Origin of the sequence: Azospirillum canadense (assembly GCF_025961225.1) — a bacterium.
In the GTDB taxonomy this organism is placed as follows: Bacteria; Pseudomonadota; Alphaproteobacteria; order Azospirillales; family Azospirillaceae; genus Azospirillum; species Azospirillum canadense.
This window is the reverse complement of record NZ_JAOQNG010000003.1, coordinates 386469-402376: the sequence shown is the minus strand read 5'-3', so window position 1 is coordinate 402376 and position 15908 is coordinate 386469. Positions and strand designations below refer to the sequence as shown.

The 15908-nt window shown below is 64.2% G+C and carries 16 protein-coding genes; 6 read left to right on the top strand and 10 right to left on the bottom strand.

All coding sequences use genetic code 11. From position 1 onward, the window contains the following. Positions 1 to 89: 89 nt before the first annotated feature. From M2351_RS20035 to M2351_RS20015, 5 genes are all read right to left on the bottom strand, one after another. Positions 90 to 1139, bottom strand: a complete 1050-nt coding sequence (locus tag M2351_RS20035) for an ABC transporter substrate-binding protein (protein WP_264658095.1) — start codon at positions 1137 to 1139, stop codon at positions 90 to 92. A gap of 86 nt (positions 1140 to 1225) precedes the next feature. After that, complete coding sequence (locus tag M2351_RS20030; protein WP_264658094.1) at positions 1226 to 2335, bottom strand: ABC transporter ATP-binding protein; 1110 nt, start codon at positions 2333 to 2335, stop codon at positions 1226 to 1228. Between the two features lie 265 nt (positions 2336 to 2600). Then, positions 2601 to 3026, bottom strand: a complete 426-nt coding sequence (locus M2351_RS20025; protein ID WP_264657838.1) for an acyl-CoA thioesterase — start codon at positions 3024 to 3026, stop codon at positions 2601 to 2603. Between the two features lie 15 nt (positions 3027 to 3041). Then, the gene (locus M2351_RS20020) at positions 3042 to 3971 is read right to left on the bottom strand and encodes a BKACE family enzyme (RefSeq protein ID WP_264657837.1); all 930 of its coding nucleotides are present in this window, start codon (positions 3969 to 3971) and stop codon (positions 3042 to 3044) included. 131 nt (positions 3972 to 4102) lie between these two features. Beyond that, entirely contained in the window at positions 4103 to 5083 is a 981-nt protein-coding gene (locus M2351_RS20015; RefSeq protein ID WP_264657836.1) for a 3-hydroxyacyl-CoA dehydrogenase NAD-binding domain-containing protein, read from the bottom strand. Positions 5084 to 5317: 234 nt separating this feature from the next. Between M2351_RS20015 and M2351_RS20010 the strand changes: the two genes are divergently transcribed. From M2351_RS20010 to M2351_RS20000, 3 genes are all read left to right on the top strand, one after another. Further along, positions 5318 to 6031 carry a GntR family transcriptional regulator gene (locus tag M2351_RS20010; RefSeq protein ID WP_264657835.1) on the top strand — a complete coding sequence of 238 codons (714 nt, stop codon included), beginning with the start codon at positions 5318 to 5320 and terminating at the stop codon, positions 6029 to 6031. Between the two features lie 552 nt (positions 6032 to 6583). Next, positions 6584 to 7969 (top strand): NAD(P)/FAD-dependent oxidoreductase, encoded by a 1386-nt coding sequence (locus tag M2351_RS20005; RefSeq protein ID WP_264657834.1) that lies wholly within the window; start codon positions 6584 to 6586, stop codon positions 7967 to 7969. Between the two features lie 248 nt (positions 7970 to 8217). Then, positions 8218 to 8931 carry an IS6 family transposase gene (locus M2351_RS20000; RefSeq protein ID WP_264657833.1) on the top strand — a complete coding sequence of 238 codons (714 nt, stop codon included), beginning with the start codon at positions 8218 to 8220 and terminating at the stop codon, positions 8929 to 8931. Between the two features lie 23 nt (positions 8932 to 8954). Here the strand turns inward: M2351_RS20000 and M2351_RS19995 are convergent, their stop codons facing one another. The 4 genes from M2351_RS19995 to M2351_RS19980 are packed head-to-tail and all read right to left on the bottom strand — an operon-like array spanning position 8955 to position 12256. Next, positions 8955 to 9695: an ABC transporter ATP-binding protein gene (locus tag M2351_RS19995; RefSeq protein ID WP_264657832.1), complete on the bottom strand. Its 741-nt coding sequence runs from the start codon at positions 9693 to 9695 to the stop codon at positions 8955 to 8957. Beyond that, positions 9688 to 10449: an ABC transporter ATP-binding protein gene (locus M2351_RS19990; RefSeq protein WP_264657831.1), complete on the bottom strand. Its 762-nt coding sequence runs from the start codon at positions 10447 to 10449 to the stop codon at positions 9688 to 9690. The genes M2351_RS19995 and M2351_RS19990 overlap by 8 nt, the downstream gene beginning before the upstream one ends. Continuing rightward, positions 10446 to 11399, bottom strand: coding sequence for a branched-chain amino acid ABC transporter permease (locus M2351_RS19985; RefSeq protein WP_264657830.1), 954 nt, complete (start codon positions 11397 to 11399; stop codon positions 10446 to 10448). Before M2351_RS19985 ends, M2351_RS19990 begins: the two co-directional genes overlap by 4 nt. After that, positions 11396 to 12256: a branched-chain amino acid ABC transporter permease gene (locus M2351_RS19980; protein ID WP_264657829.1), complete on the bottom strand. Its 861-nt coding sequence runs from the start codon at positions 12254 to 12256 to the stop codon at positions 11396 to 11398. Before M2351_RS19980 ends, M2351_RS19985 begins: the two co-directional genes overlap by 4 nt. Before the next feature lie 274 nt (positions 12257 to 12530). On the opposite strand from M2351_RS19980, the gene M2351_RS19975 reads away from it, so the two are divergent. The 3 genes from M2351_RS19975 to M2351_RS19965 all read left to right on the top strand — a co-directional run bounded on the left by M2351_RS19975 (position 12531) and on the right by M2351_RS19965 (position 15445). After that, a complete protein-coding gene (locus tag M2351_RS19975) occupies positions 12531 to 13736 on the top strand; it encodes an amino acid ABC transporter substrate-binding protein (protein ID WP_264657828.1) in 1206 nt (401 codons plus the stop codon). Between the two features lie 94 nt (positions 13737 to 13830). Further along, positions 13831 to 14655 (top strand): phytanoyl-CoA dioxygenase family protein, encoded by an 825-nt coding sequence (locus M2351_RS19970; protein ID WP_264657827.1) that lies wholly within the window; start codon positions 13831 to 13833, stop codon positions 14653 to 14655. Positions 14656 to 14989: 334 nt separating this feature from the next. Continuing rightward, on the top strand, positions 14990 to 15445 hold the full coding sequence (locus M2351_RS19965; protein ID WP_264657826.1) for a MarR family winged helix-turn-helix transcriptional regulator: 456 nt from the start codon (positions 14990 to 14992) through the stop codon (positions 15443 to 15445). Here the strand turns inward: M2351_RS19965 and M2351_RS45170 are convergent. Then, a complete protein-coding gene (locus M2351_RS45170) occupies positions 15415 to 15906 on the bottom strand; it encodes a hypothetical protein (protein ID WP_406567412.1) in 492 nt (163 codons plus the stop codon). The genes M2351_RS19965 and M2351_RS45170 overlap by 31 nt on opposite strands. Positions 15907 to 15908 lie beyond the last annotated feature (2 nt).

Below are 15908 nucleotides of genomic sequence, written 5' to 3'. Positions count from 1 at the left end.
GGATCAAGGCGCTGATCCTTGGCCGTACCCTCACCCGACGCCTTCGGCGTCCCTCTCTCCCGGGACGGGAGAGGGTCAGCAACAGAGACTTACTTCGCCGCCCACTTGTTGAAGCGCTCAGTCAGGCGATCCAGGTTTTCCAGCCAGAACGCAACATTGATTTCCACCGCGTTCTTCATGTTTTCCGGCGCGGTCGGAAGGCCATGGAGGACCGCTGGGCTCAGCTTGGCCGGGGCGTTTTTGTTGGACGTGCCGTAGGCGATGTTCTCCGACAGCTTGGCCTGGTTCTCCGGCTTGCCGGCGAAGTCGAGGAACTTGTAGGCGGCGTCCTTGTTCGGGCTGCCCTTCAGGATGACCCAGCTGTCGATGGTGTAGAGCGCGCCGTTCCACACCAGGCCGAAGTTCTTCTTCTCGTTCTTGTTGGCGGCATCGATGCGGCCGTTGTAGACCGAGGTCATCGCCACCTCGCCCGAGGCGAGCAGCTGCGGCGGCTGGGCGCCGGCTTTCCACCAGACGATGTCGTTCTTGATGGTGTCCAGCTTCTTGAAGGCGCGGTCGATGCCTTCCTCGGTCGCCAGCACCTTGTAGACGTCCTTCGGCGCGACGCCGTCGGCCATCAGGGCGATTTCCAGCGTGGTCTTGGCGCCCTGGCGCAGGCCGCGCTTGCCCGGATACTTCTTGGTGTCGAAGAAGTCCGCCCAGCTCTTCGGCGCGTCCTTGATCTTGTCCTTGTCGTAGCCGAGCACGAAGTCGTACACGTTGGCACCGACACCACAGGGATCGACGGTGGCCGGCAGGTACTGCTCCTCGCCGCCGATCCTCGAGAAGTCGATGTGCTCGAACAGGCCTTCCTCGCAGCCGAGCGCGAGCTCCTCGCTCTCGATCTGGACGACGTCCCAGGTGGCCGCACCACCCTGGACCTTGGCGCGCAGGACGCCGATGCCGCCGTCCCATGACTCGTCGTTCATCGGCACGCCAGTCGCCTTCTTGAAAGGCTCGAAAAAGGCGATTTTCTGGGCGGCCTGATACGCACCGCCATACGACACCACGGTCAACTCACGCGCTTGGACGGACGTCGCCAGCGCAACGCCGGCGGTGAGCGTCACGGCGAGTCCCAGTGCCACCTTAAGCTTCGACATCATCCCCGTTCCTTCATGTCTATGGTTGCGAGTGGAAGAAGCGCGCCCCGACCTCGATCAAACATTCGCGAATTGACGGACCGCGATCACACGGGATCAAGCGCCCGGCAGTCTTCCGGGCGGAAGGCGATGGACACGGCCTGGCCGTGGCCGAGGCCCGCGTGGGCGCCCGGCGGCAGCTTGACCATGAACTCCCCGTTTCCGGCGACCTTGAGCACGGCCAGCGCGTGGTCGCCGAGATAGATGGTGTCCTGCACCGTGGCGGGCAGGCGGTTGGCGAGGTCGGTCGCGGCGCCGTCGGGCACGATCACGATGCGCTCCGGCCGGACGGACAGCGCGGTGGCCGCCCCCGGCCCCTGCACGTTGACCGCCTGGGCCACGACCGAGCCGCCCGACGCCAGCGCCACGCGGCAGAAGCCCTGTTCAATAGTCTCGACGGTGCCGGACAGCACGTTGTTCTCGCCGATGAAGTTGGCAACGAGGCTGTTCACCGGCCGCTCGTACAGCGCGTCGGGCTTGTCGATCTGCTGGACGATGCCGTCGTTGAACACCGCGATGCGGTCCGACATGGTCAGCGCCTCCCCCTGGTCGTGGGTGACGTAGACGACGGTGATGCCCATCTGCTCGTGCAGCTGCTTGATCTCCAGCTGCATGTGCTCGCGCAGGCGCTTGTCCAAGGCACCCAGCGGTTCGTCCATCAGGACCATCTGCGGGTTGAAGACCAGGGCGCGGGCCAGCGCCACGCGCTGCTGCTGGCCGCCGGACAGCTGGCCGGGGCGGCGGTGCGCCAAGTTCTCCAGCTTGATCATGCGCAGGGCGTTGCGCACGCGCTCCGTCACCTCCGCCTTCGCGGTGCCGCGGACGGTCAACGGGAAGGCGACGTTCTCCTCGATGGTCAGGTGCGGGAACAGGGCGTAGTTCTGGAAGACCATGCCGATGTCGCGCTTGTGCGGCGGCATGTTCTTAATCGGCCGGTCGGCGATGAAGATCTCGCCGTGCGTCGGCACCTCGAACCCCGCCAGCATCATCAGCGTCGTCGTCTTGCCCGAGCCCGAAGGGCCGAGCAGGGTCACGAACTCACCCTTGCGGATGTCGAGGTCGAGGTTCTTCACCACAAGGTGTTCCCCGTCGTAGGTCTTCTGAACCCCGACGAACCGCACCAGGCGTTGCGTTCTGATGTCCATGCCGCCGTCCATAGTGTCCTCTCGTTCCAGCGGGTCGAGCACGGCTGAGTGTTCAAATCAGTGGCCAACGGTGTATGGGAGGCTGGGGCGCCCCCGGTGTCGGGAAGGCGATCGCTGAAACGACCGGCGAACGGCTCCCAGGCCATGGAGTGGTGGTCGAGGGAGGTGCCGATCCCATGACCGCATCTTGAACCATGGGGCCGGGCTGGGCCTCACGTCGCGCAGACCGCAGTGGTCGCCCACACCGAACCAGACCCGGGAACGACCAGCCCACCGTTCAGGGGGCTGCATCAACCGCGGCCAGCAGGCGGTCGCGCAGGGCGTCCGGAATGGGCCGGCTTTCCCTGGCCTGCATGTCGAAGAAGACTTCGACAACCTCGCAGGTCGCAAGCGGGCGATCCGATTGTGCCTCGACCATCTCCAGCCTCAGCGACACCGACTTTCCGCCGACGCGGAGAACCCGACCGCGGAGATTGGCAATCGTCCCGACCAATGTTTCCGATTGGAAGGTCGTCCTCATCTCGGCGGTGACCGGTATGGTTCCGGCCTCGTCACGCCCCGGAATGATGGCACCCAGCTGCCCCCAAAAGAGGAAAAGCGCATCGTCGAAGGCGGCAGCGTAGTGGCGGGAGTTCAGATGACCGAAGTGATCGCAATGCCATTGATGCGCGACGATCGAATTGAGGAAAAGCGGCTCGGCCATGATGAATCCGCCCCCTCAACCGCCGGATGCCAGTGACCGTGACACGGTTTCGGTCGATAGCCCGAAGATTTCGCGCGCCTCGTCCGGAGTGGCCACCTGACAGCCGAGATCAGTGATGATGCGACCGGCACGCTCGACCAGCTGCGCGTTGGTTGCGAACACGCCGCGTTCAAGGTAGATGTTGTCCTCCAGCCCGACGCGGCAATGGCCGCCCAGAATCGTGGACAAAGCTACGATCTGCATTTGGAAGCGCGAGATGCCGAAGGCGCTCCAAACCGCGTTTTCCGGCAAGAGATCCTTCATGTAGACAAGCGTCTTGACGTCGGCCGGCGCCGACCATTTCACGCCAAGGCAGAGCTGGAACAGCGGCGGTTCGTCGATGTGGCCATCCTCCACCAGCTTGCGCGCCAGCAGGATGTCGCCGGGGTTGAACACCTCGATTTCCGGCTTGGACTTGACGGTGCGAATCAGGTCCGCCATGCGGCGCAGCGTGCCGGGCGTGTTCATGAAGATGCAGTCTGGCGCCCCGGCGATGCCGCCTTCAAGATTCATGGTCGTTGCGTCGAGCGTGCAGATCTCGGGCAGATTCTCGATCACGTGACGAACGCGGTCTTCGGCGCTTGCCACGTCCGTCGTCGGGTGCGCCACCGCCTCGTTCTCGGGGTCGGGCACGAACGTGCCGCCCATACCGGTGGTCAGGTTGATCACGACATCCCGGTTCACGGCCCGCACGCGTTCGACGATTTCACGGAAGATCGCGGGTGATCGGTTCCCCAGCCCCGTTTCCGGGTCACGTCCGTGGATGTGCACGATCGAAGCGCCAGCCGCCGCGACATCCAGGCACGCGCGGGCGATTTGCGCGGGTGTGATCGGGTAGTCGGGGTATTTCGGGTGGATCGGCCCATCGCCGGTCACGGCGCAGGTCAGCACGACTTTGCGTTTCATTTTCCCTCCGGGATGAAAGTTTGCTGTCGGCGGCGCTTGAACAATTCCAATCTTCTGCTGGCGATCCGGCCTTGCCGGGTGCTTGGCGTGACCTGAATGGAAGGGATCAAGCGCCGTTCGAATGATTGAGTTCAGGCATCCGCCGTCTCGATGCGGTGGGCTGGCTCGACGTCTCTCAGGGCGCGCAAGATGGCGACGAGCTTGGCGTCACGCTCCTGCCGAAGCGCGGTGTATTCCCTCGCGCCAATCTCTTCGCGCAGCCCCTCGACAAGCTTGTCGACGGTGTCCGGTGTCAGCAGCGGCTTCCCGAGATCATCCCACCAAAGATGATAGCTGTCATGAAACTGTTCGCAGTAGGCGCGCAGCCCTCCTTCGCCACCGCCGAGGTTGAGCAGCAGGTGCGGGCCCATCACAGCCCAACGCAGTCCCGGCCCGGCGCTGATCGCGGTGTCGATGTCCTTAAGACTTGCCACACCTTCGGCCACCAAATGGATCGCTTCGCGCCACAACGCCGCCTGCAGACGGTTTGCGACATGGGCCAGCACTTCGCGTTTGAGCGTGATCGTGACCTTGCCGCAGCTTTCATAAAGCGCGGCCGCGCGCTTGAGCACGCCGGGCGCGGCGCGCTCGTCGGCATAGAGTTCGACCAACGGGATCAGGTGCGGCGGGTTGAACGGGTGGGCGATGATGATCCGGCCCGGGTCCCGCCATCCGGCCTGCAGGTCCGACAGCTTCAGCCCCGAGGAACTGGTGGCGACGATGGCGCCCGGCTTCAGGTTGGGCTCGATCGCCCGGTAAAGCTCCAGCTTCGCCTCAAGCCGCTCCGGGATGCATTCCTGCACGAAATCCGCCGTGGCGACGGTTTCGGCGAGCGAAGTGAAAACCCGGACGTCTGGCACCGTTTCTGACCGCGCCAAGCCCAGTTCGATCAACGTTGGCTTCACCGAGGTCCAGAACGCGCTCATTGCCTGAGCGGCGTCGGCGCGGCTGTCATAAAGATGAACGGTCCGGTCGGAGGCGGCGAACAAGGCTGCCCAACTGCAGCCGATGAGGCCGGCACCGATCACCGCGACCGTCTTCACGTCTTCGTCTGGGTTGATGTGGTCGGACAAGGCTTGCGACTCCCAAAACCTGATCACCGATATCTGATCATTTACGCTACCAACAATCTGATATCTGATCAAGCGTTGATTTCACCGCCGAACGTCACTAATGAATGGTGTGGCGCGGTCTGGCGCATGGTCACTGTGCGGCGTCTCGCGTCAGATCAGGCGGCGGGCTGGCGCCGTCACCAAGATGTCGCGCTCAGGAACTGCGCAAACGGAACATGAGGGAGCACAGTCGACGTGGCAGCGCGCGGAAACGATTTGCCAGAGTTCCAAACCCGGCGTCCGACGTCGGATTTGGAACATGTCTACAACGAATTGAAACAGTCCTTCATGATCGGCGAATTCGCGCCGGGGCAGCGCTTACCCCTGCCGGATTTGGCCGCGGCATTCGGGACCAGTCAGATGCCGATCCGCGAGGCGGCGAACCGACTCGTCGTGGCGCGCGCGATCGAGGCCCTGCCGCGCCGGTCGCTCCGCGTGCCTGAGGCGACGACGGAACGGCTGGACGCGCTTCTTCCCCTGCGCCTGCAGCTGGAGGGCGAGGCCACGCGGCTCGCTGTCCTGTCGGGAAATCAATCCATGACCGCCGAACTCACGGCGATCAATGACGCGATGTACGCCAAGGTGCCATCGGAGGACATCAAGTCCTACTTGCGGTTGAACCAGCAGTTCCATTTCACCATCTATCAGAATTGTGGGAACAGCCACCTGGTTGACCTGATTGAACTGCTCTGGATGCGCTACGGGCCGCTGATGAACGTCGTCCTCAGCGGCGTCCTATCCCGGACGGGGCACATCCGCCATGCGGAGGTCATCGAAGCGATCAAGGAAGGCGATCCCGAAAAGGCATCCGCGGCGGTTCGCGCCGATATCCTGGAAGCAGCGGGGCCGATCCGGGACGCGATCGTTTCGGCCAAGGCGGGAGGCGTCGCGGCACCTGAGGCCGGTTGACGAGCAATCGACGGCATCGGCACCGTAATGCAGGGATGTGGGATTGGCGGAGGCTTGTGGGTTGGCGTGAACGCGACCTTGGCGATGTCCGCCACCACAGCTGTCGAATGAAACGAGTGGGTCCACGAAGCGCCGATACCAGCGCAAGGTCCACATCGGTGTGAATGCCGGAACCGAGGAGCTCGTCGCGCCGGAGCTGGCTCCGCCCGACGTCGATGACGACTCAAAGGTCGGCTACGCGCTCGCGACCGTAACATCCAGGCGAGCGATAGTCTCGGGCGGATGGACTGGCGAGGGACACCGGGCTTGAACGCGCGCCATGACGGAGGTGACGATCGCGCGTTACAAGTCGATGATTAGCAATCGTCTGCACGCCCACAACGATGAAGCACGCCGCGCCCAGGTCTTGATGGCCAGCAACCTGCTCAATTGAATGTTCGGCTTGGCACGCCCAACCGGTAGCCGCATCATGAAGGGCCATCGAGAAGAGGGCCAGCTCATTCCCTTTCACGCACCACGCTGCCTGCAACTCGAATTCAACGGACGGATTTCATGCATCGCTCGATGTGGCTCAAGGAAGTCTCGGATGATCTAAAGCAAATCACTGCATTGAGCGGTGACGTGAGCTGCGACGTCGCAATCGTCGGCGGCGGCTTTGTTGGACTTTGGACGGCGCTGCGCATTCGCGAACTCGATCCGGGCTGCTCGGTGGTGATTTTGGAGCGGGACGTTTGCGGCGGCGGGGCCTCCGGTCGTAACGGCGGCTTCGTCATGTCGTGGTGGCCGAAAATCAGCTCTCTGGTCGCGCTCTGCGGCGTCGCAGAAGCCCTCCGTCTTGCTCAAGCCTCGCAAGCGAACATTGCCGAGCTCGGAGCCTTCTGTGCCGAACATGGGATCGACGCTCATTTCCGGCAAAGCGGTTGGCTGTGGACCGCCACGACGGATGCCCAGCGTGGCGCGTGGAAAGGGGTGAAAGCCCTCTGCGCCCGCATGGGCCAAGACGTCTTCAATACTGTCGCGACGGACGACTTGGCGCGGCGCTCGGGTTCGCCAAAACATCTCGAAGGGGTGATGGAAGCAAGCAACGCCACGGTTCAACCAGCGCGCTTGGTCCGAGGGTTGCGTCGGGTGGCCATCCAATCTGGCGTTAAGATTTTCGAGAATACACCGGTCATTCGGTTCCAACGCGGGGTTCCCGCCCGTCTCAGCGCACCCGCAGGGTGCGTCACAGCGCGACGCGTGGTTCTGGCGCACAACGCGTGGGCAGCGGAAATTCCCGAGTTGCGGCGCACCATCCTGCCCGTCACCAGCACGATTGTCGCCACGGAGCCGATCCCGGAGCGCCTGCAGGCGATCGGCTGGACCGGCGGCGAGGCGATCACCGATTCGCAGCTCATGGTGGACTATTATCGGACCACCCGGGATGGCCGCATCGCCTTCGGAAAAGGCACAGGGATGATCAGCTTTTCGAGCAAAATCGGTCCGCGCTACGATCAGGACGTCGCCCTGAACCGGGTGACCGAGGCGGACTTCCGCACCACCTATCCGCATCTCGCCGATGTGCGCATCGAGCACAGTTGGAGCGGTCCCGTCGATCGGTCCTACGACAGCTTGCCGGTCTTCGGCCATTTGCCAAACGCGCCGCATATTTTTTATGGCGTTGGCTGGAGTGGAAATGGGGTTGGCCCCAGCCGCCTCGGCGGGCGCATCCTGGCAAGCCTGGCATTGGGGTTGGATGATGAGTGGAGCCGCTGCGGTCTGGTAAACCGTAAGATCAAGACTTTCCCACCGGAGCCGGCCCGCTATCTTGGTGGGATCATGGTGCGGAATGCCGTGCGGCGCAAGGAAGTCGCCGAAGCCCACAACCAGACACCGGCTTGGCTGGACCGCGCTCTGTCCCGGTTTGCACCCAGTGGTCTCGAAGACAAATCCACGTGAGGTCATGCAGTTTATTTTGCGATGAATACAAGGCGTTTGGAGGCACGATCGTGAGGTACTGGAGGCATTCGAGAAATTTCTTCTTGCTCTGCGCATTCACTACCCGGAACTGCGCGCGGACTCATGTCGCACGGCTGCCGGTTGCGCTCACCAGCAGACGCCGGGCATAGAGGTTCCGTTGCAAGTTTGGGGTCGTATCCGGGATCGTGTAGGATCGGGGCCGCTTTGGCAGGTGGGGTTGCTGGGTAATGCGCAGCGGGAAGAACCCGTTCAAGGGTCGACAGTTCACGGCCGAGGTGATCCTGTGGGCGGTGCGTTGGTCCCTGCCGTTTCCGATCAGCTATCGTAATCTCGAGCACATGCTGGCCGACCGCGGCGTTTCGGTCGACCACACCACGCTCTACCGCTGGATCCAGGCTGACGCCCCGGAGCTCGACAAGCGTCTGCGTCCGCACCTGCGCATGACGACCGGCTCCTGGCGGGTCGACGAGACGTATGTCAAGGTGAAGGGGCGGTGGATGTATCTGCACCGCGCCGTCGATGCGCGTGGCCAGACCATCGACTTCCTGCTCAGCGCCAAGCGTGATGCCGCGGCTGCCCGGCGCTTCTTCCGCAAGGCGCTGAAACAAGCGCACACCGTGAACCCGCGCACCCTCACCGTGGACAAGAATGCCGCCTATCCGAGCGCAACCACGGCGATGAAGACGGACGGCGAGCTCTGGCGCTTCGCCAAGCTGCGGCAAGTCAAGTCTCTCAACAATATCGTTGAACAAGATCACCGACGGATCAAGCGGTTGATCCGTCCCGGTCTCGGCTTCAAAAGCTTCCATAGCGCGCGCCGAACGATTGCCGGCTACGAGATCATGGCCATGGTTCGCAAAGGACAGATTGCCACCATTCCCGCCGATGACATGAGCCGCCAGGCTTCCCTCATCGCCACCCTGTTCGGGGTTGCTGCCTGAAGTTGCTCAAACTGGAACGACTTTCACCCAACCTCCGACTTTGCAACAGAACCGAGATAAGCGCCGCGCATGGCGTCGCTGGTGGAGAGCGTGGCGGTGTTGCCGCTTATGGTGATGCGGCCCATGTCGACCACGAAGCCGTGCCGGGCGAGGTCGAATGCGGTGATCACGTCCTGTTCGACCAGGAGGATGGTCAAGCCCCGGCGGTTGATGCCGGCCAACGCCTCGCCGAGGACTTCGACGGCCCGCGGCGCCAAGCCGAGTGACATCTCGTCGATCATCAGCAGCTTCGGCTGCGCCATGATCCCGCGTCCGATGGCGCACATCTGCTGCTCGCCGCCTGACAGGGTGGTGGCGTCCTGATTGCGCCGTTCCTTCAGGATGGGGAAAACGTCGTAGACGAAGGCGAGATCCCGTTCGACGGCGGCCCGGCCGTCGGAGCGCGTGTAAGCACCCAGCAGGAGGTTGTCGCGAACACTGAGCCCACGGAACAGCCGCCGCCCTTCCGGCACATGCGCGATGCCAGCGCCCAGCACCGCGTCGGGAGCGGCACCGGCGAGGTCGCGGCCGGCGAAGCGGATCATCCCCGCGGTCGGCCGCAGCATGCCCGAGATCGTGCGAAGCAACGTCGTCTTGCCAGCCCCGTTGGAGCCCACGACGCAGGCAATTTCTCTCTCCTCCACCACGAGGTCAATCCCCCAGAGCACCTGGACATCACCATAGCCACCGGCCAGGTCGCGGACTTCCAGAAGCGGCTCAGGCATCCGCCAGTCTCCCGTAACGCTTAGCAAATTTCTGGCCGAGATAAGCCTCGACCACCCGTGGGTCGGCGATGACGTCGCGCGGCGCGCCAGCGCGGATCAGCTCGCCATGATGCAGCACCATGATCCGCGTGCTGAGGCCGAGAACCACCTTCATCAGGTGCTCGATCAGAATGATGGTGATGCCGCGCGCTGCGATGCGGCGGATCAGGTCGAGCGCGTTGTCCAGCTCGGCGCTGTTGAGGCCGGCATTCACCTCGTCCAGCATGAGGAGCCGCGGCCCCATGGCGAGGCTCTTGGCGAACTCCAACCTCTTGCGGTTCGGCAGCGTCAGCGAGACGGCCGGCGCGTCGGCAAAGGGCTGGAGGCCGACGAAGGCGATCTGCTCGGCGGCCACCCGCTCCGCCTCGCGGCGGCTGGTCGCCTTGCCAGCGAACAGTGCGCCCGCCGCCACATTCTCCAGCACCGTCATCTGCGGAAAGGGTTGCACGATCTGGAACGTGCGGGCGAGTCCGCGCCGCGCCGCCTGGAACGGGCGCTGGGTGGTCACGTCGGCGCCGTCGAACAGAATGCGGCCCCCGTCGGGGCGCACCACCCCGGTGATCAGGTTGACCAGCGTCGTCTTGCCAGCACCATTGGGGCCGATCAGACCAACGATCTCGCCCCGGCCGACCTCGAACGACACTTGGCGCACCGCGCGCACGCCGCCAAACGACTTCTCAAGGCCGCTGACACGCAGCAGGGGAGCTTTGCTCATTCCGCGGGGACCTCCCGGCTCGTGGCCCGGGCCGGCGCCCGGCGGCGGTGCGCTCCCAGGCTGAGCAGCCCGCCCGGCAGGAAGAAGATCAGGCCGACGATCATCAGACCGAGGATCGCGTGGTGCATCTCCAAAAAGTTCGACCACAGCAGCTCCTCCATGGCCTGGAAGACCACGACACCGACGATCGGTCCCAGCACCGTCCCCGCCCCGCCCAGCATCGCCATCACCGGCACCTTGAGGGTGAGAAGGATGCTGAAGGCGTCGGAGGGATCGAGATAGGCGGTCCAGCTCGCGTAGACGGCCCCGGTCGCCCCGGCGAACACGGCCGACAGCACGAACGCCGCGATCTTGCAAGCGGTGGTGTTGACGCCGACCATATCGGCAGCGTCCTCGTTTTGCTGGATGCAGCGCAGCGCGAAGCCCAATTTGCCGTGCTCAATCCACAGCCCCGCTGCGAAGGCTGCGGCGGCTACCGCGAACATGGAATACAGGAAAACCATGCCGGCATACTCCGGACCACCTGGCAGAATCGGCACGTTGAGACCCATGCCTCCACCGGTGAGGTCGCTCCACGAACTTGCCACCAACCGAGCCACCTCGACCAGCGCGATGGAGCCGACTGCAAAATAGTGGCCGCGCAGCCGCAGGATCATGATGCCGACAACGGCGGACGCCGCGGCCACGAACACGACCGCCCCGGCCCAGGCCAACGGCATCGGCGTGTGGGCGACCTGAAGGAGTGCGCCGGCGTAGGCCCCCGCCCCGAAGAAGGCCGCGGTTGCGAAGGAGGGATAGCCGGTGACACCGCCGATGACGTTCCACCCGAGCGCCAGCGCCGCGTACATGCACAGGAAGGTGCCGAAGCGGACCAGATAGTTGCCGCCATAGGCAGGCAGCAGCACCAGCACCGCCACCCCCACCGCGAGCAGTACGTAACGCGTCCTCATTCGTACCCCTTTCGGCCCATCAGGCCGGTTGGACGGACGAGCAGCAGCAAGAGCATCAGCAGGTAACCCATGGTCATCGCGTTCTGCGGGCCGAGGTAGACGCCGGCGAACGCCTCGACAAGGCCCAGCACGAACCCACCGGCGAGCGCCCCCGGCACGTTGCCGAGGCCGCCCAGCACGCAGACGATGAAGACCTTGCCTAGGTACTGGCCGGACATGGTCGGGCTGATCGGGAAGATCAGCGCCAGCATGGCGCCCGCCGCCCCGGCCATCAGCGCGCCGAGCGCGAAGGTGGTGGCGTAGATGCGCTCCACCCGAATGCCCATGAGCGTCGCGGCGTCGCGGTCCATGCGCACGGCCACGATGGCCCGCCCGATTTTCGAGCCGCGCATCACCGCGTAGAGGACGGCGGTCAACAGCAGTGCCAGAAGCATCGCCGCCAATCGGTCCACCGGGACGACCACGCCCGCCGCCTCCACCCGCCCGAGGTCGAGGATGATCCGCACCGGCGTCGCCGAGAAGGCGAGGATCATCAGGTTGTAGGCCAGCATGTCGAGCCCGAAGGTGAGCGTCAGCGTGGTCAGCACCGGACGCGCCACCACGCGGTTGATGGCGCCGCGCTGCAACGCGTAGCCCAGCGCGAACAGCGCCGCCGCCGCGATCGGCACGCTGATGAACGGGTGCACCCCGGCGTGGCGGTAGAGGAAGAAGGAGATGTAGGCGCCGAGCACGATGAAGGAACCGTGCAGCATGTTGATGACGTTCAACACGCCCCAGACGAGCGAGAAGCCCACCGCCATGCAGGCGTAGAGCGAACCCAGGACCAGGCCGTTAACGAGGATCTGCAGCTCGGACATCGCCCCTCCACCTTCGCACCGGCCGAGGACAGGGAACACCACCATTGATCCGCTTGTGCAATGATTAGTGTACCCACACAATATTCCCGCGGTCCATTCGCTCTTTCGGGCAGGAGGCCTGGAGCAACCGGCCGGTTCCCCGCAGCGCCGGCCCTGTCGTCCGCCTTCGGTCACGAATGGCCCCACCAGACGGGTGTGGGCGTCAACGGCTCCGGCCGCCGCCGGATAAAGCGCACCCGCCGCCCCACAGCGCACAGGCAGAGGGAGGACGGACATGGACAGGCGAGTTGGAACAGGTACGGCCATCGCGGCGGCCGCCGCGTTGGCGTGCGGCGTGCTGTCTTGGAGTCCCGCGACGGCACAGGATCGGACGGTGCGTATCGGCGCGCCGCTGGCCCTAACCGGCGCGCTTGCCGACGAGGGCAAGAAGCAGGCCGCCGCCTACGACCTGTGGCTGGAGCGGATCAACGCCGCCGGCGGCATTGACGTGGGCGGCAAGAAGATGAAGGTCGATCTGGTCACCTACGATTACCAGACCGACGGCAAGCGCGCGCAGCAACTTGCGGAAAAGCTGATCACCGACGACAAGGTGGATTTCATGACGGCGCCCTTCGGCTCCGGCCACACGAAGATCGTGGCCGCGGTGGCCGAGCGGTACGGCGTACCGATCATCGCCGTAGCCTCGTCCGAGCCGGTGCACGATCAGGGCTTCAAGAACCTGTTCGGCACGCTGGCGCCCAGCGTCAGCCTGGTCGACACTATGTACACGCAGTTCAAAAACTCGAAACCAGACTTGAAGACCATCGCCGTGGTGGGGCGTGACGACGTCTTTCCGAAGCTGATGGCCACCGCGATGGTCGAGAACGCGCCAAAATACAACATCAACGTTGTCTACAGCGGCACCTATCCCGTTGGCACGCTCGACCATTCCTCTGTAGTTTCCAGCATCAAACCACTGAAGCCTGATTGGATCTTCGTGTCCGGCTACACCCAGGATTTGGTTCTCTTCCGCAAGCAGATGGCCGACCTGGGAGTCAGTGCCCCCATCGTCACCATGATCACGGGGCCGGCCTACAAGGAGTTCGTCGACAACCTGGGTCCCCTGGCAGAGAATGTGACCAGCGCCACCTGGTGGCACTACTCGGCCAACTATCAAGGCGACGATGTCTTCGGCACGACAAAGGCCTTCTACGATGCGGTGCTCAAGAAGACTGGGGAAGAGCCGGACTATGTCCACGCCTCGTCGGCCGCGGCGCTGATCGTCCTTCAAAAAGCCATTGAACGGGCCGGCACGCTGGACCGCGACAAGGTCCGCGCCGAACTGGCCAAAACGGACATCCAGACCTTCTACGGGCCGATCCGCTTCCGGCCCGACGGGATGAACGCCGCGCGCAACCTCCCCCTCATCCAGGTGCAGGGCGGCAAGCCCGTCGTGCTCTTCCCGTCGGAGATCAAGCAGGCCGCGCTGCATTTGAATTGATGCGCCTCGCCTCATGCCGACGGCACCCAAAGGCGCTGGCGGCATACCCTTCTTAATCAAGGCCAAATCACGCCGCAGGTGAAAGGAGTTCTTTATGGACCACTCGCTAACCGACGACCAGATCGCGTTTTTCCGGCGCGAAGGCTATCTGGCACCGTTGCGCGCCATCAGCGCCGAAGCGGCGTCCGGCTACTGCCGGCGCATCGAGGAATACGAGCGGCAGACCGGCCAGGAGGCGCAGAAGCGTTTGAAGATCAAGGCGCATCTCGCCTATCCCTGGATGGTCGAACTTGCCCGCAATCCGGCCATCGTCGACGCCGTCCGTTCACTGATCGGCGACGACATCCTGCTGTTCGGCTCGTCGCTGTTTGCCAAGAATGGCCGCGACGTGCGCTACGTGTCCTGGCACCAGGATTCCGCCTATTACGGCCTGACCCCCCACGAGGAGGTCACGGTCTGGGTCGCCTTCACGCCCAGCAACCGCTCCAACGGATGCCTGCGCGTAATCCCGCGCACCCATCTTGGTCCCGACATGGAGCACGACGAGACCTACGACGCCAACAACCTGCTGGCCCGTGGCCAAACAATCCGCGGCATCGACGAGTCCCAAGCGGTGGGTCTGGAGTTGCAGCCCGGTGAATTCTCCATGCACCACGAGCGGACGGTGCACGGCTCGCTGCCCAATCCCTCGCCGGGCCGGCGGATCGGGCTCGCCTTCTTCTACATGCCGGCGCACGTGCGCTCCACGCTCGGGCGGCGGGCGGCATTGCCGATCGCGGGATCGGATTCCTATGGACATTGGGACCGCGATCCGGAGCCGCGCTTCGACCTCGACCCGGAAAGTCTGGCCTTCCTCGACCGGGTTTGGAACCAATACCGCGACGAGTCGGTCCTCCAGGCGTCCCGCGCAGCGTCGTGACCGCTTTGCGCTCTCCCCCGCCACCCGGTGGGGGAGGGCCTGCTTGTCTGTGGGGCAAAACTCCGGGCAAGCGCCACGCTCACGTCGGAAGGCCGCCCGCCGTGGCCCTTGGGAATCCTCGGTCTGAACGATTCCGTGGTCCCGCAGGGCCACGGTCATACCCGGGGTTTTGCCCTTCGTACGGCGTTCCTCCAACAGGCGACGGCTTTTCAACGTTGTCCGCTGGCCAACGCGCCAATAGGTTTCCGAAGGAAGAGCTCGTAACTTCCCACCGCAACCATCGCCCCACTGCCGCGCGCATCCGATGCCCATCAATGATTCTCAGAGCGAAAATATGGACCAACCCCTCGCGCAGCGCCCTGGGTTCCTTCTTCGCCGCCTTCACCAAATCCACGTGGCAATGTTCTTGGAGGAGTGCGCGGAGTTCAAAATCACCCCGGTTCAGTACAGCGTTCTGACGGTGTTGGAACGGCAGCCTGAACTGGACCAAGCCACCCTTGGGGTCCAAGTCGGCATCGACCGAGCCACAATGGCCGGCGTGATCGCGCGACTGGTCCAGCGGGGATTGCTCAACCGCAGTCCTAACCCGGTCGACCGACGGATGAAGCTCGTCTCGCTGACCGCCGACGGACGGAAGCTGCTCCGACGCATGGACAAAAAAGCCCAGCGCGCACACGACCGTACCATCGCACCTCTTTCCGAGGAAAGGCGCGCCGCCTTTCTGCGCGACCTCGCGTATCTGGTTGGCGCCAACAATGGCTATGGGCGCACACCGCTCCACCTTCCATGAGGCACCGCTTGTTCTCCTTCACAGGACGGTCTTTTGCCTGTCTCGCCTCGATGCAACACACTGGCAGCGTGACGTTGACCGTGCAGGACAAGGCCGAGATCCAAAAGGATGGCGTCGACCACGGCCTGGTCAGGCACATGGTCGGCCCGGCGGTCGCTTGCCCCTCCGGCGTTCAGATAAATGAGGACTCCGGCAAAACCGGCGGCTTGGGCCACGGCACGGTCTAGGTCCCCCGCGTTCGGTGTCAGCGCCTGGATCACGTCCCTGAGACGGTTGCCGTGATGGACGACAACCTCCGTGCGGGTGCTTCCCACATCGCCGAAGACGACGGCGATGTGCTCGGACACTCCGTTGGCCGAGCGATAGGCGACAAACCGAGCATCCGGAGCGACGCTGATAGGAACATGCGCGTCGGCTACCCGTGTCAGAGAGGAGGCGCTATCGGACGGAAACCACGCCATGG

Bases quoted from the DNA above. Each gene is read 5' to 3' on its own strand.
- M2351_RS20000 (WP_264657833.1), top strand. From the start codon at position 8,218: ATGCGCAGCGGGAAGAACCCGTTCAAGGGTCGACAGTTCACGGCCGAG.
- M2351_RS19985 (WP_264657830.1), bottom strand. From the start codon at position 11,399: ATGAGGACGCGTTACGTACTGCTCGCGGTGGGGGTGGCGGTGCTGGTG.
- M2351_RS19990 (WP_264657831.1), bottom strand. From the start codon at position 10,449: ATGAGCAAAGCTCCCCTGCTGCGTGTCAGCGGCCTTGAGAAGTCGTTT.
- M2351_RS19970 (WP_264657827.1), top strand. From the start codon at position 13,831: ATGGACCACTCGCTAACCGACGACCAGATCGCGTTTTTCCGGCGCGAA.
- M2351_RS20005 (WP_264657834.1), top strand. From the start codon at position 6,584: ATGCATCGCTCGATGTGGCTCAAGGAAGTCTCGGATGATCTAAAGCAA.
- M2351_RS19965 (WP_264657826.1), top strand. From the start codon at position 14,990: ATGGACCAACCCCTCGCGCAGCGCCCTGGGTTCCTTCTTCGCCGCCTT.
- M2351_RS20030 (WP_264658094.1), bottom strand. From the start codon at position 2,335: ATGGACGGCGGCATGGACATCAGAACGCAACGCCTGGTGCGGTTCGTC.
- M2351_RS19995 (WP_264657832.1), bottom strand. From the start codon at position 9,695: ATGCCTGAGCCGCTTCTGGAAGTCCGCGACCTGGCCGGTGGCTATGGT.
- M2351_RS45170 (WP_406567412.1), bottom strand. From the start codon at position 15,906: ATGGCGTGGTTTCCGTCCGATAGCGCCTCCTCTCTGACACGGGTAGCC.
- M2351_RS19980 (WP_264657829.1), bottom strand. From the start codon at position 12,256: ATGTCCGAGCTGCAGATCCTCGTTAACGGCCTGGTCCTGGGTTCGCTC.
- M2351_RS20020 (WP_264657837.1), bottom strand. From the start codon at position 3,971: ATGAAACGCAAAGTCGTGCTGACCTGCGCCGTGACCGGCGATGGGCCG.
- M2351_RS20035 (WP_264658095.1), bottom strand. From the start codon at position 1,139: ATGTCGAAGCTTAAGGTGGCACTGGGACTCGCCGTGACGCTCACCGCC.
- M2351_RS20025 (WP_264657838.1), bottom strand. From the start codon at position 3,026: ATGGCCGAGCCGCTTTTCCTCAATTCGATCGTCGCGCATCAATGGCAT.
- M2351_RS19975 (WP_264657828.1), top strand. From the start codon at position 12,531: ATGGACAGGCGAGTTGGAACAGGTACGGCCATCGCGGCGGCCGCCGCG.